Source organism: Denitromonas iodatirespirans (assembly GCF_018524365.1).
In the GTDB taxonomy this organism is placed as follows: Bacteria; Pseudomonadota; Gammaproteobacteria; order Burkholderiales; family Rhodocyclaceae; genus Nitrogeniibacter; species Nitrogeniibacter iodatirespirans.
In genome coordinates, this window is the sequence record NZ_JAEKFT010000003.1 from 102,880 (window position 1) to 118,691 (window position 15,812).

The window sequence follows — 15,812 nt, forward strand, 5'->3', positions numbered from 1 at the left end:
GGAGGAGTAACCGACTCAAGTGGCGACGCTGGAGGCGTCGGGCGGAACAGGGGCGGGAAGCAGCAGGGCGGCTGCGCGGGCGGTGGGGTGCTGCTGGCTGATGGCCAGCACCGGCTGCATCGAGGCGACGCTTTTCTCCCAGGCGCAGGCGAGGGCGAGGAGCGCACCGAAGGGCGGTGCGTAGCCGCAGGCGGTTGCGACCTGATGGGCGCTTTCGCCCGGCACGATGGCCTCGAACGCCTCGCCCAGCGCATCGAACAGTTCGGTGCCGCGGCGCTGGCAGTGATCGGCGTCGCTGACCACCGCCTGAATCGACGAGGCCTCCAGGTCATGGATCGTCAGCAGCCCGGCGATCAACTGCTCGGTCAGCGCGCCGCTGACGCGGCCCGCGGCAACGATGGATTTGTCGCGCTCGCCCTGGCTGATGCGCGAGAGACGCACCTGCGGGTCGCTCGCGGGCGCATCGCCAAACACCAGGCAGACGGCGCATTCGCCGGGGATGGCGGCATTTTGCTGCGTGGCGGAAAACAGCGCCTGGCGGGCGGCCCAGGCCTGGACGGTGGCCGACCCGATGGCCGAGGCGGCGGCCAGGACCAAGGATACATCCGGCGGGGACGGATCGCCCCGGGTGGCGAGCACCAGGGCGTCGAGTTCCTGGAGGGCCGCGGCCTCGGTCGGCGTGTGGCGCAGGCGGAGCGTGAGGCGTGCGGGATCGATGTCGGCCAGATACTGCGCGCCGAGCCACGCCTGCAAGCGCCCGATCAGGGACGCGTCGATCCCGGCCGGCAGCAGCCACAACAGATGCAGATGCGCGTCCGGACCGCCTTGCACCATCTGCTCGCGTGCCTGCGCCAGCGCGGGCGGCAGCGCCGCATCGATGAGGGCGAGCATGCGCAGCGGCTCATCGGCATTGCCCAGGGCGTCGGCGAGCACGGCATCGTGTTCGCGCAGGCGCTCGCCGATGTCGTCGACATCCAAGGCCTCGGCACGGGCGGCAAAAACCGGAAACCCGTCATCGTCGAGCAGCTGGGCGTCCGGCGTCGGCCGTTTGTCTGCCGCCAGCGCCTCGAGGAGTTCGAGCGAGCCCCCGGCGCCGCACAAGACCGAGGCGCCGATCATGCCGACGGTGTAGCCACGCTCCCGCGAAGCAGTGCGCGCCGCCTCGCTGGCCAGCGGATCCGAGGTATCCAGGGGGGCGGCCACAGGGGCGGGTGGCGGCGCTTTCACATGTTCGATGAACCCACGCAGCAGCCAATAGCCGCCAATGACCGCCACGGGGAGGGCGCCCAGATAGAGCAGCAACTCGGAGGTGCTGGGGGTGTGATCGTTGGCTTGCCACCAACCGAGCACGAGTGCCCAGATGACGGCGAACGCCAGAATCGATGCCCCGATGATCTTGAATGCCGAAGCGAGCATGGCGGAGGCGGGCGGCTCAGTCGGTGGTGAGGGATTGGCTGGCGATCAACACGGCGCCGCAGGCGGTGACGTCGCCATGGCGGGCGGCCGGACGACCGTCGATGAGGGCGGTAGGATCGCCGCTGGCGATGGTGGTGACACGCCCGTGCCCTTTTTTCGGGCAGGTCACCTTGTCACCGACGCGGGCGATGCCGCGGCCGTCGCAATCGCTGGTTTCGGAGGCGCCGATGACGGTGCCGCCATGGCTGGTTTTGTCACCCAACAAAATAAATGGACGCGTCATGTCGTTCTCCAGTCATCCAAACTGCCGATGTCGATGTGCCCGTCTCAGGACGTCTCGCGGCCCAGCACGTCTTTGCGCCGTAGCTCGACATGGCCGAAATCGCGCATCTTCCAGCGCCCGCCCCAGGTCAATCCGACCGATTCGGCCACTTCACCGTAGTGCTCGTACGCCTGCATGACCCATGGGTCTCGCTCCGAAATCACCAACTTTCCATCGCGGATGAAGGCGCAGTCCGCCGCCAAGCCGTACTGGTGATAGCTCATGTAGGCACCGGCCAGCGTCACCTGCGGCCCCAGCGCAGCGAGGCGCATCTGACGTTCAGGGCTGCGATAGCCTTCGATCAGGGTGAGTTCGTAGCCGTAGCGCTCGCGCAATGTCTTCATCACGTGCAGAAGGCGCTGGGTGAACTCGGGGTCGAGTTGCTCCCAGTTCCGGCTGGCGTCAAAGACGTCGGGCCTGACCTGTTCGACTTCTCGGGTCGAAAAGAACTCGGGCGGCAGCGGCAGGGGGGGTACCAGTTGTTCCCCCTGCAGCAAGGCCGATATCTGCCGGCCTGGCGCCTGAACCTCGTCCGAAAAATCGAACACGGCAGGGCCCTGCAAGGCAAAGGCGAGAAGCGGCGGAAGGGCAACCACCAGGCCGCCACACAGGCAGGCCAGGCGCTGTGTGGCCACAAAGCGGCCGATCGCGCCCAGGCGAGTCAGCAGACGCGCCCGAAGGCCACCGAACACTCGCCCCCCGGTCCGCCAAACCCGATCCCCGCGCTGGCGCAGGCGATCAAAAGACGCGCGGCAACCTGAGGCCAGCATCGCCCGATGCCCGGGAAAGACGAGCAGCAAGGCCGCAGCGCAGACAATCAGGAAGTAGGAGAGCAGGGCGAGGACGATCACGACGCAGGATGGCGAGGAAGAAAACGCGGACAAGAAATGCCAGACGACTCAATAAATGATTCTCGGCGCCTGAAAAAAGCGCTATCTTACGACATCCGGGTAGTAGCAAAGTCCTTTTTTACGACATTGTAATGTTAAACAATCCAGAACGCATTTCGAGCGCCGCCCCCAGCCTTGTCGCCGCGGGCCATCCAGCGGGCAACGCGAACCATGTCAGCATTCTGCAAGACCTCGATCCCAGGCGCGCCGCCGGACCCGTGGTGCGGCGCCGCGCGCTGATTCCGTGGCTACTGCTCGCTGCCATTGCCGGCGGGGCGATCACGTGGGCGTTTGCCGGGCGCTCAACGCCACAGGCGGCTGCGCCAGCCGTCGTCGCCGCCAACCCGCAGGCCGCCCCCGTGCCGGTGAGCGATCCGCGGCCTTCTTTGCCGCCGACTGTCGGGCCGGTCGAAGGTGTGGGGCCTGCAACGATCCTGGCGCATCAATCCACGCTTGCGTCGTCTCTGGACGACCCGCTCGCCAAGCAACTCGGTGTGCCAGACGAACGCAACATGGCATCGGCCGACCAGACCATCACGCCGGCGGCTTCGGCGGTGCCGCCAGGCAAGGCCGAGGTTTCCTCGCCGCCGCCCCAAAAAACCGCCAAAACCAAACCAGTGTCGCAACACAAGGTTCGAAAATCGCGCGCTACCGCGCGAGCCACCGAAAGTACCGACGACAAAGCGCAGCCCCGCGCGATTCAAAAGGCGGTCGAGCGAGACGTGGACATCATCACAGCCATCGTCAAGGACGTGCCCAAGCGCTGAACGATCCTGGAAAACGTAGGGCGCCGAGAGGTCGGGACGGAGACAAGTGCCTACGCGAAAATCGTCGAAGCGTCCTGCGATAGTTCATTTCCAGTGCGCATCCCCGCATGGCGGGCGCTCGTCGGTTGAGGCCCCAACGTTCTTGCCAACGTCGGCTGGCAGGTGACGGATTTCCCGCGCACGAGAATGCCGTGGATGCACCAGCACATGGTGAACTCGTGCTACGGATGGTCGAATGCATCTTTGCCGTACGTGCATAGCAAAGCGCTGCCTCCATACGTTCCCGAGTCTGCCATCTGAACCCGCGATAATTTGTATTATGCGAAACCGGTAACGGATCGTCGCGACATGCGAAGAATATAGTCGCACAACAAGCACTTACAGGCAAGTTCGATTCTGCATTCTTAACTTGATGCAGGGTCGAAAAATGCTTTATACATACACCCGCATGTTCCCGCGCCCGTCCTCCGATAGTCTGGGGGGCGGTCGATGATCATCTTTACGGTCGTATCGACGAAGGGCGGGGTAGGGAAGACCACCACCACCGCCAATCTCGGCGCGCTCCTCGCCGATCTCGGCATGCGCGTCCTGCTGGTGGACGCGGATGTCCAGCCAAGCCTGTCCCGCTACTTCCCGCTCGCCGTGCGCGCGCCACACGGTCTAACCGAAATGGTCAAGAGCGGGGCGCTGACGCCCGAGTGCATCAGCACGCTCGAATTGCCGCGCGCCCCGAGGCGGGACAGTGAACTGAACCCGGATGGCGTCCTCGATATCGTCATCTCCGATGCGCCAGAGGGGCAGCTACAGGACTGGCTGTCGCCGCGCATCGACCGTGCCATGCGCATTCGCACCGCACTGACCACGCCCGCAGTGCGCGAGAGCTACGACGTGGTGCTCGTCGACACCCAGGGAGCGGTCGGTCACCTGCAGGACGCCGCAGTTCTCGCCGCCGACACGCTCATCAGCCCGGTGAGCCCGGACATCCTCTCCGCAAGGGAATTCACGACCGGCACCCTCGAGCTGCTCGAGCGTCTGGAGCCTGTCGGTGCCTTTGGTCTGTCGGTACCGCCGATGCGCGCGGTGATCTACAAGCTCGAACGAACGGGAGATTCGCTATCGATCTCCGACGCAATCCGCGAGCAGTTTCTGTCGATGCGTGGGCGCGTCACCGCGCTCAAGACCGTGGTGCCGCATGCGGTTGCCTACAAGCGCTCGGCCACCGAACAGGTGCCCGTCCATTGGCTGGACCCGCAGCGTGCCGGGCGCACGATGCACCACCTTGTGTGGGAGCTGATCCCGAGCCTGGAGGGGTGCTGGGCGCAGGCCTGCGAGGCCCTGGCCGAGCAGGAATCCGCCGCCGAGGAGTAACCATGCCGAACGACGACATCCTCTTCAAGCGCCTACCGCGCGACCTGGACATCGGACAGATGATGAGCAACAAGCAATCGTACGAGACCGCCCGTGCCGAGCGCGCCGCCAACGCGCAGGAAGCGTCCAAGGCGCCCAAGCCGGTTTCCCCAAAAACCCTTCGCGTGCGGGCCGCTGCCAAGACACTAGCCGGGCAGAAGCTGGCTCAACGGGTGCCAGCTGGTGCCCCGCCACGCGAGGAGTACAACGACGGGACAACATCGCTGCCGGTCACGGAAATCGATTTCTATGATCGCAACCCGCGGGTGAGCAAGAACCCGAAGTACGACGAGATCAAGGCCAGCATCAAGGAACGCGGCGGTCTCGAGGGTGCTTTGTCGGTCGTCCAGCGCCCGAACGCGCCGCGCTACATGCTCTATATGGGGGGCAACACCCGGCTGCAGATTCTCAAGGAACTGTGGGAGGAGACTCGCGACGAGCGCTTCCGGATGGTGCGCGTCGCGATCGAAAAGTGGCGCGGCGAGGCCAATGTGCTGACGGCTCACTTGATCGAGAACGAGGCCCGGGCCGATACCAAGTTCTACGAGAAGGCGCTTGGGATCGCGATGTTGCGAGAGGAGTTGCAGAAGGAGCGTGGCTGCTACGTCTCACTAAGGGATCTCGAGGCGGAAACGCAGCGTCTGGGTATGCCAGGCAACCATGCGACGCTCGCCGAATACGCTTTCGCGAGCGAGCACCTCGCGCCGATCGGCTCCTGGCTGACGCGTGAGGTGAGCACCACCCTGCGTATCGAGCACACCGCCCTGCAGCGCCTCGCCACGATAGCCAACGTCGAAGCGGGTCGCTTCGAATCGGCGATGGCGGCTGTCTATCGAAACGCCGCCGAGTTGAACCCGCCCGAGGCGGCACAGGGTGGAGTAGCGGCGCCAGCCATTTCGCTGGCGCAGCGCGGAGAGGTCATCGTACGACGCATGCGCAACGCCTTGGCCGAATTGCTGGAGTTGTCACCGACAGGTGTCGATCCGCTGGCCGCGGCGGTCGCACGCAAGGCAGACGATGATGAGATCCGAGGCCTGCTCGGAGAAGCACGCGCGAAGCCGGCCATCGGCCAGGGCGTTGGCGAGGCGCTGCCCGCCGCCCCCGTGCGCAGCGCGCGACGTTCGGGGGCGGTAGGCGCCAAGGCCGTGGGTGTGAAGGCCGCGGCCGTGGCACGCCAACGCATGGCTGGGGCGGTCGAGCCGGGCGACGCCACCGAACAGCAAGCGCCGCCGCCGGACGCCTCGGCCGAGAGCACCGAATGCCGGCCCGTGGCGTCCGCGCCACGCACGGGGGAGGCGGGTGTGGCAGCTGAGGCAGCCGATGCTGACGATGAGGACGCGGCGAAGGCGCGTTGGTACGACGCGCTACGCGCCTTCTGCGTGCGCCACGACCTGGTGGACCTGCTGCGGATCGTCGACTTCGAGATCGAGACCCCTGCGGGCTTCTGGATGGAATTCCCTGAGCGGCCGCTGGACGATCGTGCCAGCGCCGAGGCTGGCCGCTCCACGCCCGCGCTGGTGTGCGCCTACAACTACCTCGCATCGCTCAGCGGCCAGTTCCACGAGGCGACAGTCGAGCAGCTACCGGCGGACAGCCGTTGGGTGGTGCAGTACCGGCGCGAGGTGTTCGACGATGGCGGCTTCGACAACCAGCTCATGCAGCACGCCAGCACCCTGGCGGATACACAGTCGAAGATGTTCGGCCTTGCCGACGGTTGGCTCGCGTGGCTGATGAGCGATCGCGAGACCTGGGCGTCGCTCGATCGCCTGGCGCGCGCCTGGCAGGACCTGCGCGAGGCGCAGGGGGCCGGGCGCGAGCGCTGACACACCATTCATTTCAACCACACCAGGGAGGTCGGACCGTGTTTCCCATCAATGATCCCGTTCTCAGGCTGGCGATCCTCGGCTACCTGATCCGCTGCATCGACGCCGGCGAGTTCCAGACGCTGGTCGAGGCAGGCTTCGCGCCCGGCCAGCTCGAGGTACTGCGCCAACGCCCGGCCAGCGACCTGTCGCACATGATCGACATGGGCCTGCCGATCAAGGTGCACATCGATCCCGCGCAGCTGCAGGCGGTGGCCGAGCGCTTCGATGCGACGCTGCGCCATGTGACGCTGATGGACTACTTCCTGCTCAACGGCGCGTGCCCCGACCTGGTGGCGACGCTCTGGCGCCGGTCGAGCGCGGAGATCCGCGAGCGCCTGGCATTGATCCTTGACGCCCAGAGCCGCCGCTCGCGCACCAACGCCCGACCTACCGAGGCCGACTGCGAGCGCATCCGCGTCGCCTGGCCGGCCATCGCGGGCGGCTACGAGAACACCGTCGAGCGCCTCTTCGCGATCCATCATCAGGAAGTGGCGCATCTGCGCATCGACGATGTGTGCCGCGTGATCGACGAAGCCTACGGCTCGTTCCACGTGGTGCCCGATGCCGGCGGCAACGGCCATCCCAGCCCCCCAATGCAGGCACGCCAATGAACGGCCCCCTTGACGATTGCGATCGCGGTAGCGGCGCGTTCCCACCGCAGGGCATCGACCCGGCCTTGGTGCTGGAGGTCTTCGGGCAGAGCCCGATCGTGTTCCATCGCATCTACGTGGATGTGACCGGCGACATCCTCGCCGCCCTTTGGTTGTCCTACGCGGTGTACTACTTGAACGAGTACCCAGAGGCCGCCGAGGCGGGGTGGCTCGCCCGTTCACAGGACGACTGGCACGCCGACACCGGAATGTCGCGCCGCGAACAGGAGCGGGCGCGCCGACGGCTGCGCGAGCTTGGGCTGATCCAAGAGCGGCGCCGGCCTAACGCGTCGATGCAGTTCCAGGTCGACTACGAGCGGCTCTACGATCTGCTCGATGCGGCGGCCAAGCTGACGGCGGACAGGCCAGAGGGGCGAGGCTGAACGATGGCCGCTGCGGCGCCCGACCAGAACAACAATTCGCGTGCCGCAGCCCCCTTGCTGTCCCGCCTCGTGGGGCAGCGCTACCTCCAATACTTCCCGTCCCTGGCGCAGCTGACCGGTAGCATCAAAGCGACGCTCATGCTGGGCCACGCGCTGTCGTGGACGCGTCACTACGCGCGAACCGAGCCCGATCGCAACGGCTGGTTCTGGCAAACGACCGAAGAGTGGCGCAATGCGACGGGCCTGTCCCGTCACGAACAGATCAATGCGCGCTCGCGCCTGCGCTCGCTAGGCGTGCTCGAAGAGCAAGGCCGTGGAATGCCAAGGCGCACTTGGTTCCGCTTGAACTTGGATGCCATCGCCGAGGCGCTCGGCCGCCAGATCGGCCGGGTCGTGCGCCAGTGGTCATGGTCCGAGGCGGTGGTGCGCACTTTGCTTGGCCGGCCGGTGGCCTGCTACAAGCCCTTCGCCGAGGTGGCCAGTTCGGTCGCCGGCGGGCTCTATCTGAGTTGGCTATGCGCCAATCTTCGACACCAGCCGGTATACGCTGAGGCCTCGCGCCTTCGGCACGTCGTGGCGAGCTCGGATGACGATGTCGGTCCGTGCGTCATCTGGTTCGACCTGGCCATGCAGGATACCCAGCGCGCACTGCACATCCGCCGCTCGCAGATGGAGGGTGCGCGCACGGCGCTGCTTCACGCCGGGCTGATTACCGAGTGCTGGAGCACCGGTGCGCCTGCCCGGAGGCTGACGCAAGTGAACATCGATGCGGTGGCCGCCGCGCTCGATGGCGCCGTCCGGGCCCACGAAATTTGCCCTGCCGAGCCAGAAAATCGACCGCAATCCCAGCAGCGGCAAGGAATGTACGGAAACGCCAATCCAGCATGCGCAAAAGCGGACGACTGGAATGGCGGAATCGTACATTCCAGGCTGCGGGAAAGCGGACAACAAGGATGCGCGAAAGCGGACGCCATGTCGTCCGGAAAACCGCAACCCCTATATGGGTTTACTTCGTCTACACAACTACCTACCGAAACGGTGGAGGTAGACAGCACCAACGTGCCCGCGCAGGTGTCGCGTAGTGGTTCTTCAAATCGAAAGGAAACCCAGGGCCGTGCCCCCTTCGAACTGCCCGGCAGCCTCGGCGCCACCGAGCGCCATTCGGCCATCCAGGTCTTGCAGCGGCTCGGCGACACGGCGCTGGCTCAGACGGTCGCAGACGAGTGGGCCTCACAACTGGCCCTCGGCAACGTGCGCGCCCCGATCAACTATCTCGCCGGCCTGGTCGGGCGGGCCCAGTGCGGGCTGTTCGTGCCGGCACGGGCGCTGAACCGCAGCCGAAAACGGGACGCCACGGCGGCTCTAGAGGCGGCACGGCGTCAGTTGCCGGAGGGAATGAGGCTGGAGGCGTCGGATCGGCCTGCGCCGTCCGAAAACTCCTCCCAGGAACGCACGCTGCCCAGCGCGGCGGTGCGGGATCAACTCGATGAACTTCGCAGGAGGATGCGATGCGCGACAACGCGGTGATGCGACCCATTTTGGGCCAGCGTCTTACCCCTAAACGGCGGCCCAAAATGGGCCGCATCAAATGAGCAGGAGACTAACGATGTCTCAACATGAACTCTTTCCGAGGCTTTTTTGGCGCCTTGGTGGGAACCACTCGCAGACGAGTGTCTTGTACGCGTTACTGCACCGTCATGCTGGAAAGCATGAAGTGCCGCTCAGTTGGCGAGACATTAGCGCCCACTGCCCTGTGCTAACACGGATGACCGTTGCTCGCGCATTAGCAGATCTGGTGACCCTCGGCCTCGTCTCCGAACATCGAGACCCGAACGTCCCACCAAATATGCCTCGGCGCTACCGCGTCCACATGGACCGCCTTGAGGCCCTGCTGCGCCAGCCGCTGCCCGAGGCGGTGGTCATCCCCGGCATCACCCCCATCCCGGCGCTTGATGAGTTGGCCAGGCGCCTCGATCAACCCCAGGAGGACTCCGAATGAGCAACACGACATCCGCGGCATCGCGCCACAAAGGAACGCAGGCGGCCGAGCTGCCGCCGGGTACCTTCGTCCCGTACCCGGGTGCCGCAGCCGAGCAGTTCCTGCGCACCACCGACTCGCCCTTCGACGACGGCTACGACATGGCAGCCGAGCAGTCGGCGGTGCAGCATCTGATCGACGCGGACGATCCCGATCCGAGCGATCCGATGTGGTGGCGGTTCGCCGAGTTCCAGCAGCGCGAGGGGCGGCTGCGCCAGATGCGCGCGGAGTACAAGTCGATGAATGCGGCACCGACAAGCGTCACCCAGCAGGAGGCGTACAAGCTTCGTGAGCTGGGCGGCCTGGTCGATGACGACGATGACCTGATGACGCTCCACACCAAGGAGGGCTACCGGATGTTTCTGGGTCGGCGGCGCGATCCGGACGGACGACTACCAGCGATCCCCGGCGGACGCACCCTGGCCTCGAGCCTGCGCCTGCTGTGGGCTCGCTCTGCACTGGACAACCCCTACGCCGACTGGGCGCTGCTGCTGGCTGACCAGTACGTGGCGCAGCTGAAGGAGGAGTTGCGATCCGAGGCGGACGAGCTCAAAGGACGGCTGGAGGCCATGGCCGACCGGGGCCTCAAGCTGTCGGTGCTGCGCTCGCGCGAGCCGAAGGCGGTGGAGTTGGGCTTCAAGAGCCCTTATGGCTATGCGGTGGCCCAGCTGATCGTCGAATACGACTACTTCGTACGCATCGTGAAGACGCTCATCCGCAAGGATCTGCTCAGCGACGAGGAGGGCAGGGCGCGCATTCGCCACCACACGCGGCGCTTCCGTGCCGACTGCATGCGGGTGTTCCGCTTCGAAAAGTTTCTGGTCCAGCCGGAGCTGTACGAGCTGTCGCGCCGCGACTTCGTGCCGGGTGCCGACGAGATGGCCGTCAAGCGTGTGCAGGCCGTGCTTCAGTACTTCGGCCCGGTGCCCCAAGAGGTGTTCACGGGGGCGCTGGCGCCGCGTCACTCGCGCCGGCGGGCGAACCTCTCGGCCGAGGAGCGACAGTTGCTGGCCACTGTCGCCGCGCAGATCGAGGCGGAGGCCCAGGCGCAGGCCGACGCCGGTCCGGATGAGGACGCCGAGGGTGGGGAGGAACTGTTGTGATGGAAATGGCGCAACGCGAGCTCGGTCTGGCGGGTGAAGCAATGGTGGGAGCGTCCGGTCGTGGGCCAGTGGGTGGGAACGCGTCCGGTGGTGAAACAAGGGGTTGTCAAAGCATGAGTGAACCAAAGGCCTTTACGGGTAGGGGAGGCGGCGATGGCGGTGTCGATGCGCCCCCGACCGAGGAGAGGCGGTTACTCGCCGCGCTCGATCGGGCGCATCGCGCCCAGCGCCAGTTGGTGGAGCAGACCAAGCGGGTGGTGGGGCGGCGGTTCTACCTGGCGTTGCACAAGCGCGACTCAGGGGCCCGCTTCGTGCGTTGGCGCGATACCGGTCGCGAGGGCTCGAACGTGCCGTGGTACGAGGTGCCGGAGTTCATCAAGCGCGAGCCGGCGAGCCTGCACGACTGGTATCGGCGCATCAATGAGCATGCGCTGCGTCTGAACGACGAGGAGCAGCTGCGCCGCACGGAGCTGACGCTGTTCGCGCGTCGCCAGGCGCGGCTGCGCGGAGACGACAGCCTAGAGCGACCGGGAGCAAGGCGGCGAGGAGGCGGTGATGCTGGCAACAGGCGCTGAGACAGGCACCGGGGGCGCGGACTGCGCCGTGGGGCCGGCGCTGCCCTACCACGGCGGCAAGTGTCGCCTTGCGCAGTGGATCGTAAGCCACTTCCCCGAGCGTCGCACCTACGTGGAGCCGTTCGGCGGTGCGGCCGATCCGGCAGGAACTGCGGCCGTCACCAACAAATCTTGGGCGTGAGGCCCGAAGGAGAATAGGAATGAGCGAGTTCCAGCGTGAACACCGCTACTACGTTGCGAAAGTGAGCGATGTGAAGAAGTACCTGACGGATTGCGAGCGAAGCATCCTCGCGGCTCTGCTCGGGAAGCTTACCGCAGGGCGCGTGCAAGACGACAAAGACCCGCTGATCTGCGCTGTCGTCGAGCGTGACTGGCCGGAGTACGAGCCGACATGGGCTGCGATTGAAACCAGGATGACGTCTTACCGCGAAGCTGTGTGGCCGGTAAGCCGTGCAGCGGATTGAGGGTCCGGAAGCTTCTTTCTCGCGAGCGCACGGCGCCGGCGACGCGAGGTTTCTTGTGAGGCGCCAAGGAGAGTGAAATGCCGAATCGATTCGAAGGGAAGGGGAACGTGGGCAGTGCGCCGACGCTCAAGACGGTGACGGTGCGCGGCGAGGATCGCCAGGTCGCCGAGATGCGGGTGTTCTTCGACGAGTACAGCCGCGGCGAGGACGGTGAGTTCGAGCAGACCGGCGGGATCTGGCTAGCCGTGTCGGTGTGGGGCCGGCGTGCCGAGCAGGTGGCTCGTCTGCTGCGCAAGGGCGCGCGAGTGATGGTCCAGGGGGAACTGCGGACGTTCGAGTACACCCCCGATGGCACGGATGTGAAGGTGCCGGGCTTCCAGGTCGTGGCTGACGACGTGCTGCTCACGCTCGCGCGCGTGGAGTCCGTGGTCTTCGCCGCGAAACGGGAGGAGGCTGCCGCCGCCTGATCGCGCACCTCGGGCTCGCCAGCGCACCGGCCAGTCACAACCGATGAACTGCTGGAGAGACCGATGAGCATGACTGCTGAAACAGCGTATCCGCGCTTCGAGGATGCTACCGCCGCGCTTCTGACCGAGCGCTCTCGCCTGGACGCCCAGGCGATCGTCAGAGCGCTGAAACACTGCCATGCGTGCAGCGCCCACGACAAGGCGCTTGAATTGCTACACCGTGTCGAAGATCAAGTTTCGGCCTGCTCGGGCCGCATCGACCTGACCGATCCGTGGGATCCGTCCGGCTTCGATGACATCGAGCACTACAACCGGGCGCGCGGCGCCAAGCGCGACGCGCTCGTGGCGATCGCGGCCGCTGCTCTCGCGCCTGCGCGCGCTGGGCTATTTCATTTGTCACGAGTTCATGTCGCCATGGCAGGGCTGAGGCAGGTGTGCGCCGGCGCGAGAGCAGCGGCGCTGGCGTCTGTTCGGATTCGAGGATGAAGCGATCGAGGACTACATGCGTACGGATTGAGGCGGGAGCGCAATTGACATCGTGTGATGGTGATGGCATTTTTTAAGTGCTTTGGAGAGCCCCTCGCTAGCTCTCGACCTCCGCCTCTGAAGCGCTTCACTACTACCCAAGGAGATCATCATGACTAGCGAGACAGTCATTGCCTTCGCCTCTCATCCGAAGATTTTCCCCATCGGTGCCATCGCGCGCCATCGGGAGCATGGTGTCGTTGACATCATCGCGCGCACCGGCGCTCAGCGCTTCGTGCGCTGGTTCGAGCACATCCCACTGCCGCTGTCCGCGGACGACCCTGAGGCGTTGTTCGAGGAGGAGATCATCGAGCACGAAGCGTGGGCGGACGTTACCGAGTTGCGGCCGATGTCGCCGTACAAGGATGTGGGGCGCGACATGATCAAGGCTGTGTTCGACGAGGCGCGCGAGAATGCCTTGCGCATCACCAGCGGCGAGCTGCGCCTGGTCGATTGGAGGCCGGAGCAATGAGCGCGATCGGAATCCTGCGCATCTGCGCCGACGTGGATCTGATCGAAGTGTGTCGGCAAAAAAATGCAAATCGGGCGCTGAGGTGCATGCGATGATTTCGATCCTCGTGACCATGGTGATGTTCGGCGGGTGGTGGGCCGTGCGGTGGTACGCGCACGGCAGTGGCCCCGATCAGTTCCCGGTTGGGGCCGCCCACAGTCTTGCGCTGGCCGACGGTGCCGCCCGAGGCGTGTTGTTCACGCCGCCACCGACTTTTCAGGGCTGTCTCGCCCTTGCGACGTTACTTGTGCTAGCCGTGGTCAGAACGAGAAGGTGGCGCACTCAAACCTATGACGTTGGCCTGGGAGCTTGACATTTCAGGTGTCGAGGAATAGAAAGTCGTCATGAATTCGCTTCGGCGATTCTGATCCGGTCAGCCTCTTTAACCGGAAGAGCCCTTCGGCTCCGAGGCATCGTAGTTGTAACCCGTATGGGAGATCCACTCCCGTACGGGGTGCGATCTCCCTTTTTTTGTCTGAAAGGAGATCGCATCATGACTACCACCGAAACCCGTAATCCGACCGACGACCAGGGTCAGAAGGAATACTTCGACTTGCACACGTCTGGAATCGGCTACCTCTCGCGTATCCGAACCGTCACGCCGAAGGGCAGTGGACGCAAGTCCGAACCCATGCTGTGCTGCGCCATCAACGCCATGCGTGGCGAGGTTGGGGATCCTCAGTATTCCTACTTCGACCTTCGGGTCACCGAGCTGGAGGCGCAACGCCTCGTGCTGCGCTGCGAGGATGCCGTCAAGGCCGGCAAGAAGGTCATCGTGGCCTTCATGATCGGCGACGTCTACATCCACCCCTACGTCAAGCGCGTGGAGGGCAAGGATGAGCACCGCGCCATCCTCAAGGGGCGTCTGTTTCGCATCAGCTATATCAAGGTCGATGGACAAGTCGTCTATCGTCGTGATGATGCCGCTGCGGGCTCCGAGGCCGACAGCCAGGGTGGCAGTGCCGTCCACGGGAGCGGCGAGGCAGGCTGACCGTGGCGAGATTCATCCGGACGTTCGTGCTCAGTGGCCATCTTTGTTGCCTTGGAACTCGTTGCCCTTCGCGTCCTCAAAAACGTCGATGGCAACGAACCAACGAAGGAGCGATGATGAAACTGCTCGAGTATGAACTGGTCTTCGCTGCGACCGTGTTCCCCATCGGCCTGGCTGACGTGTGGCTGGTGCGGCAGAGCGAGAAGCACGAAGATCTGGCGAAGCACGGCGATGGCAGTTCCCGCCACGCAACGTAAGTAGCCCTCCCGAGAGCCCGTTTCGACGGGCTCTTTTCTTACCGCACGTGAGTCGCAACACTACCGCCGCGAAGCAGTGATAAAGTAGCCACGTTCGTCCGTTTCGACGGGCGCTTTTCCGAGCACCGAGGCTCGGAAAAGCGCCTTCAACAGGTTTCCGCCGTTTTGCATGTTTCGGTCGAAAAACATGCATCCGACCAGGTCGGTCAGCCCTGTAACCGACCCCAGGGGCATCGTATCGCGGAGAAACTGCTACTCAGATTCCGACCCTGCTGGCAGTAAGTACCTGCGTGACGTGTGGAAAGCGGCACATCGTTTCAAAGCCATGTGCCGGCGCCGCGTGCCTCGTGCTCGCAGCGCCGGCCTCAACCCCGGGTTTCAGCCCTCTTCAATCTCACGCCCGCCGGCTAGATCATCTGTCCCGCGGTGTCGTTGATTTACTCCACCCGCCGGGGCTTTCGCCCGGCGCGGCGGCCTCCGGCATTTCCTTGCCAACCATGGAGGCCATCATGACCGTGACCGTCAACGGCACACTCACAATCAAGATCATCAACGGGCGCAATGGCGATTTCGCTGTCGGCGACCTGTCCACAAGCATCGGGCAGTTCTCGGTGAAGGACGCGGTGCTCGAGCAGTTCGCTGCCGGTACCTATACGGGCCAGTTTGTCATCGAGGAGATCTACCCGTGGTCGTACTCGACCCGCGGGCGCTCGGTGATCGAAGTGCGCGCCAGGCTTGCCGATCTGCTGATCGACGACGAAGGCGATGCAAAAGAACTCGAGCGCGATGCCGAGCCCGATCCGGCAGACGAACGCCCGCTGGGTATGGCGCCGGCACCTGCGCCAGACTTGGTGCAGCCCGCCGACCCCATGCCGACACCGGCAAGCGCCGACGTGGCGGATGAGGCGGATCGTCCCGACGGCGAAGTGCCACCGGCGCTGATCAATGTGTTCGGCGACGAACTCGCCGGCATGATTGCCGGTCGCCATCCGGTCAAGCTGGACTCCACCGCCGATCGCCTGCGCTTCCGGGCGCAGCGCGATCGGCTCAAGGCCGAGCTCGACTACGGCTTCGTGCCCGACGATCAGACCTGGTATCCGAAGGAGTCGGAGACCTATCTCAGCTACCTTGAGCGCCGCGGCAGCAGTCGCTAAGCGCAACCCTTCCCAACCAGCCCGCTC

Annotated in this window: 20 protein-coding genes; 17 read left to right on the forward strand and 3 right to left on the reverse strand. The window is 65.1% G+C overall.

Features of this window, described 5'->3' with window-relative positions; all coding sequences use genetic code 11:
• Positions 1–15 precede the first annotated feature (15 nt).
• From I8J34_RS03395 to I8J34_RS03405, 3 genes are read right to left on the reverse strand one after another with little or no spacing between them, the layout of a single operon-like run.
• Positions 16–1,416: a hypothetical protein gene (locus I8J34_RS03395; protein ID WP_214359963.1), complete on the reverse strand. Its 1,401-nt coding sequence runs from the start codon at positions 1,414–1,416 to the stop codon at positions 16–18.
• 16 nt (positions 1,417–1,432) lie between these two features.
• On the reverse strand, positions 1,433–1,699 hold the full coding sequence (locus I8J34_RS03400) for a PAAR domain-containing protein (protein WP_214359964.1): 267 nt from the start codon (positions 1,697–1,699) through the stop codon (positions 1,433–1,435).
• A 44-nt stretch (positions 1,700–1,743) separates the two neighbouring features.
• Positions 1,744–2,589 carry a M15 family metallopeptidase gene (locus I8J34_RS03405; RefSeq protein ID WP_214359965.1) on the reverse strand — a complete coding sequence of 282 codons (846 nt, stop codon included), beginning with the start codon at positions 2,587–2,589 and terminating at the stop codon, positions 1,744–1,746.
• 131 nt (positions 2,590–2,720) lie between these two features.
• On the opposite strand from I8J34_RS03405, the gene I8J34_RS03410 reads away from it, so the two are divergent.
• The 17 genes from I8J34_RS03410 to I8J34_RS03485 all read left to right on the forward strand — a co-directional run bounded on the left by I8J34_RS03410 (position 2,721) and on the right by I8J34_RS03485 (position 15,785).
• A complete protein-coding gene (locus I8J34_RS03410) occupies positions 2,721–3,395 on the forward strand; it encodes a hypothetical protein (RefSeq protein ID WP_214359966.1) in 675 nt (224 codons plus the stop codon).
• 489 nt (positions 3,396–3,884) lie between these two features.
• The gene (locus I8J34_RS03415; RefSeq protein WP_214359967.1) at positions 3,885–4,763 is read left to right on the forward strand and encodes a ParA family protein; all 879 of its coding nucleotides are present in this window, start codon (positions 3,885–3,887) and stop codon (positions 4,761–4,763) included.
• A gap of 2 nt (positions 4,764–4,765) precedes the next feature.
• Entirely contained in the window at positions 4,766–6,625 is a 1,860-nt protein-coding gene (locus I8J34_RS03420; RefSeq protein WP_214359968.1) for a ParB family protein, read from the forward strand.
• Positions 6,626–6,663: 38 nt separating this feature from the next.
• Positions 6,664–7,278 carry an STY4526/YPO1902 family pathogenicity island replication protein gene (locus I8J34_RS03425; RefSeq protein ID WP_214359969.1) on the forward strand — a complete coding sequence of 205 codons (615 nt, stop codon included), beginning with the start codon at positions 6,664–6,666 and terminating at the stop codon, positions 7,276–7,278.
• On the forward strand, positions 7,275–7,700 hold the full coding sequence (locus I8J34_RS03430) for a hypothetical protein (RefSeq protein WP_214359970.1): 426 nt from the start codon (positions 7,275–7,277) through the stop codon (positions 7,698–7,700). The genes I8J34_RS03425 and I8J34_RS03430 overlap by 4 nt, the downstream gene beginning before the upstream one ends.
• Positions 7,701–7,703: 3 nt before the next feature.
• The gene (locus I8J34_RS03435) at positions 7,704–9,227 is read left to right on the forward strand and encodes a hypothetical protein (protein WP_214359971.1); all 1,524 of its coding nucleotides are present in this window, start codon (positions 7,704–7,706) and stop codon (positions 9,225–9,227) included.
• 343 nt (positions 9,228–9,570) lie between these two features.
• A complete protein-coding gene (locus I8J34_RS24800) occupies positions 9,571–9,699 on the forward strand; it encodes a hypothetical protein (protein WP_255553106.1) in 129 nt (42 codons plus the stop codon).
• Positions 9,696–10,841: a PFL_4669 family integrating conjugative element protein gene (locus tag I8J34_RS03440; protein ID WP_214359972.1), complete on the forward strand. Its 1,146-nt coding sequence runs from the start codon at positions 9,696–9,698 to the stop codon at positions 10,839–10,841. Before I8J34_RS24800 ends, I8J34_RS03440 begins: the two co-directional genes overlap by 4 nt.
• Before the next feature lie 113 nt (positions 10,842–10,954).
• Positions 10,955–11,416, forward strand: coding sequence for a hypothetical protein (locus tag I8J34_RS03445; protein WP_214359973.1), 462 nt, complete (start codon positions 10,955–10,957; stop codon positions 11,414–11,416).
• Entirely contained in the window at positions 11,397–11,597 is a 201-nt protein-coding gene (locus tag I8J34_RS25080) for a DNA adenine methylase (RefSeq protein ID WP_214359974.1), read from the forward strand. The genes I8J34_RS03445 and I8J34_RS25080 overlap by 20 nt, the downstream gene beginning before the upstream one ends.
• Positions 11,598–11,616: 19 nt before the next feature.
• A complete protein-coding gene (locus I8J34_RS03455; protein WP_214359975.1) occupies positions 11,617–11,880 on the forward strand; it encodes a hypothetical protein in 264 nt (87 codons plus the stop codon).
• A 77-nt stretch (positions 11,881–11,957) separates the two neighbouring features.
• Positions 11,958–12,347, forward strand: coding sequence for a single-stranded DNA-binding protein (locus tag I8J34_RS03460; protein WP_214359976.1), 390 nt, complete (start codon positions 11,958–11,960; stop codon positions 12,345–12,347).
• A gap of 63 nt (positions 12,348–12,410) precedes the next feature.
• Positions 12,411–12,833, forward strand: a complete 423-nt coding sequence (locus I8J34_RS03465) for a hypothetical protein (RefSeq protein ID WP_214359977.1) — start codon at positions 12,411–12,413, stop codon at positions 12,831–12,833.
• A 151-nt stretch (positions 12,834–12,984) separates the two neighbouring features.
• Positions 12,985–13,344: a hypothetical protein gene (locus tag I8J34_RS03470; protein WP_214359978.1), complete on the forward strand. Its 360-nt coding sequence runs from the start codon at positions 12,985–12,987 to the stop codon at positions 13,342–13,344.
• Positions 13,345–13,876: 532 nt separating this feature from the next.
• Positions 13,877–14,374 (forward strand): DUF3577 domain-containing protein, encoded by a 498-nt coding sequence (locus I8J34_RS03475; protein WP_214359979.1) that lies wholly within the window; start codon positions 13,877–13,879, stop codon positions 14,372–14,374.
• Between the two features lie 113 nt (positions 14,375–14,487).
• The gene (locus I8J34_RS03480) at positions 14,488–14,631 is read left to right on the forward strand and encodes a hypothetical protein (RefSeq protein WP_214359980.1); all 144 of its coding nucleotides are present in this window, start codon (positions 14,488–14,490) and stop codon (positions 14,629–14,631) included.
• Positions 14,632–14,978: 347 nt separating this feature from the next.
• Positions 14,979–15,785 carry a DUF3275 family protein gene (locus tag I8J34_RS03485; RefSeq protein ID WP_214359981.1) on the forward strand — a complete coding sequence of 269 codons (807 nt, stop codon included), beginning with the start codon at positions 14,979–14,981 and terminating at the stop codon, positions 15,783–15,785.
• Positions 15,786–15,812: the final 27 nt, after the last annotated feature.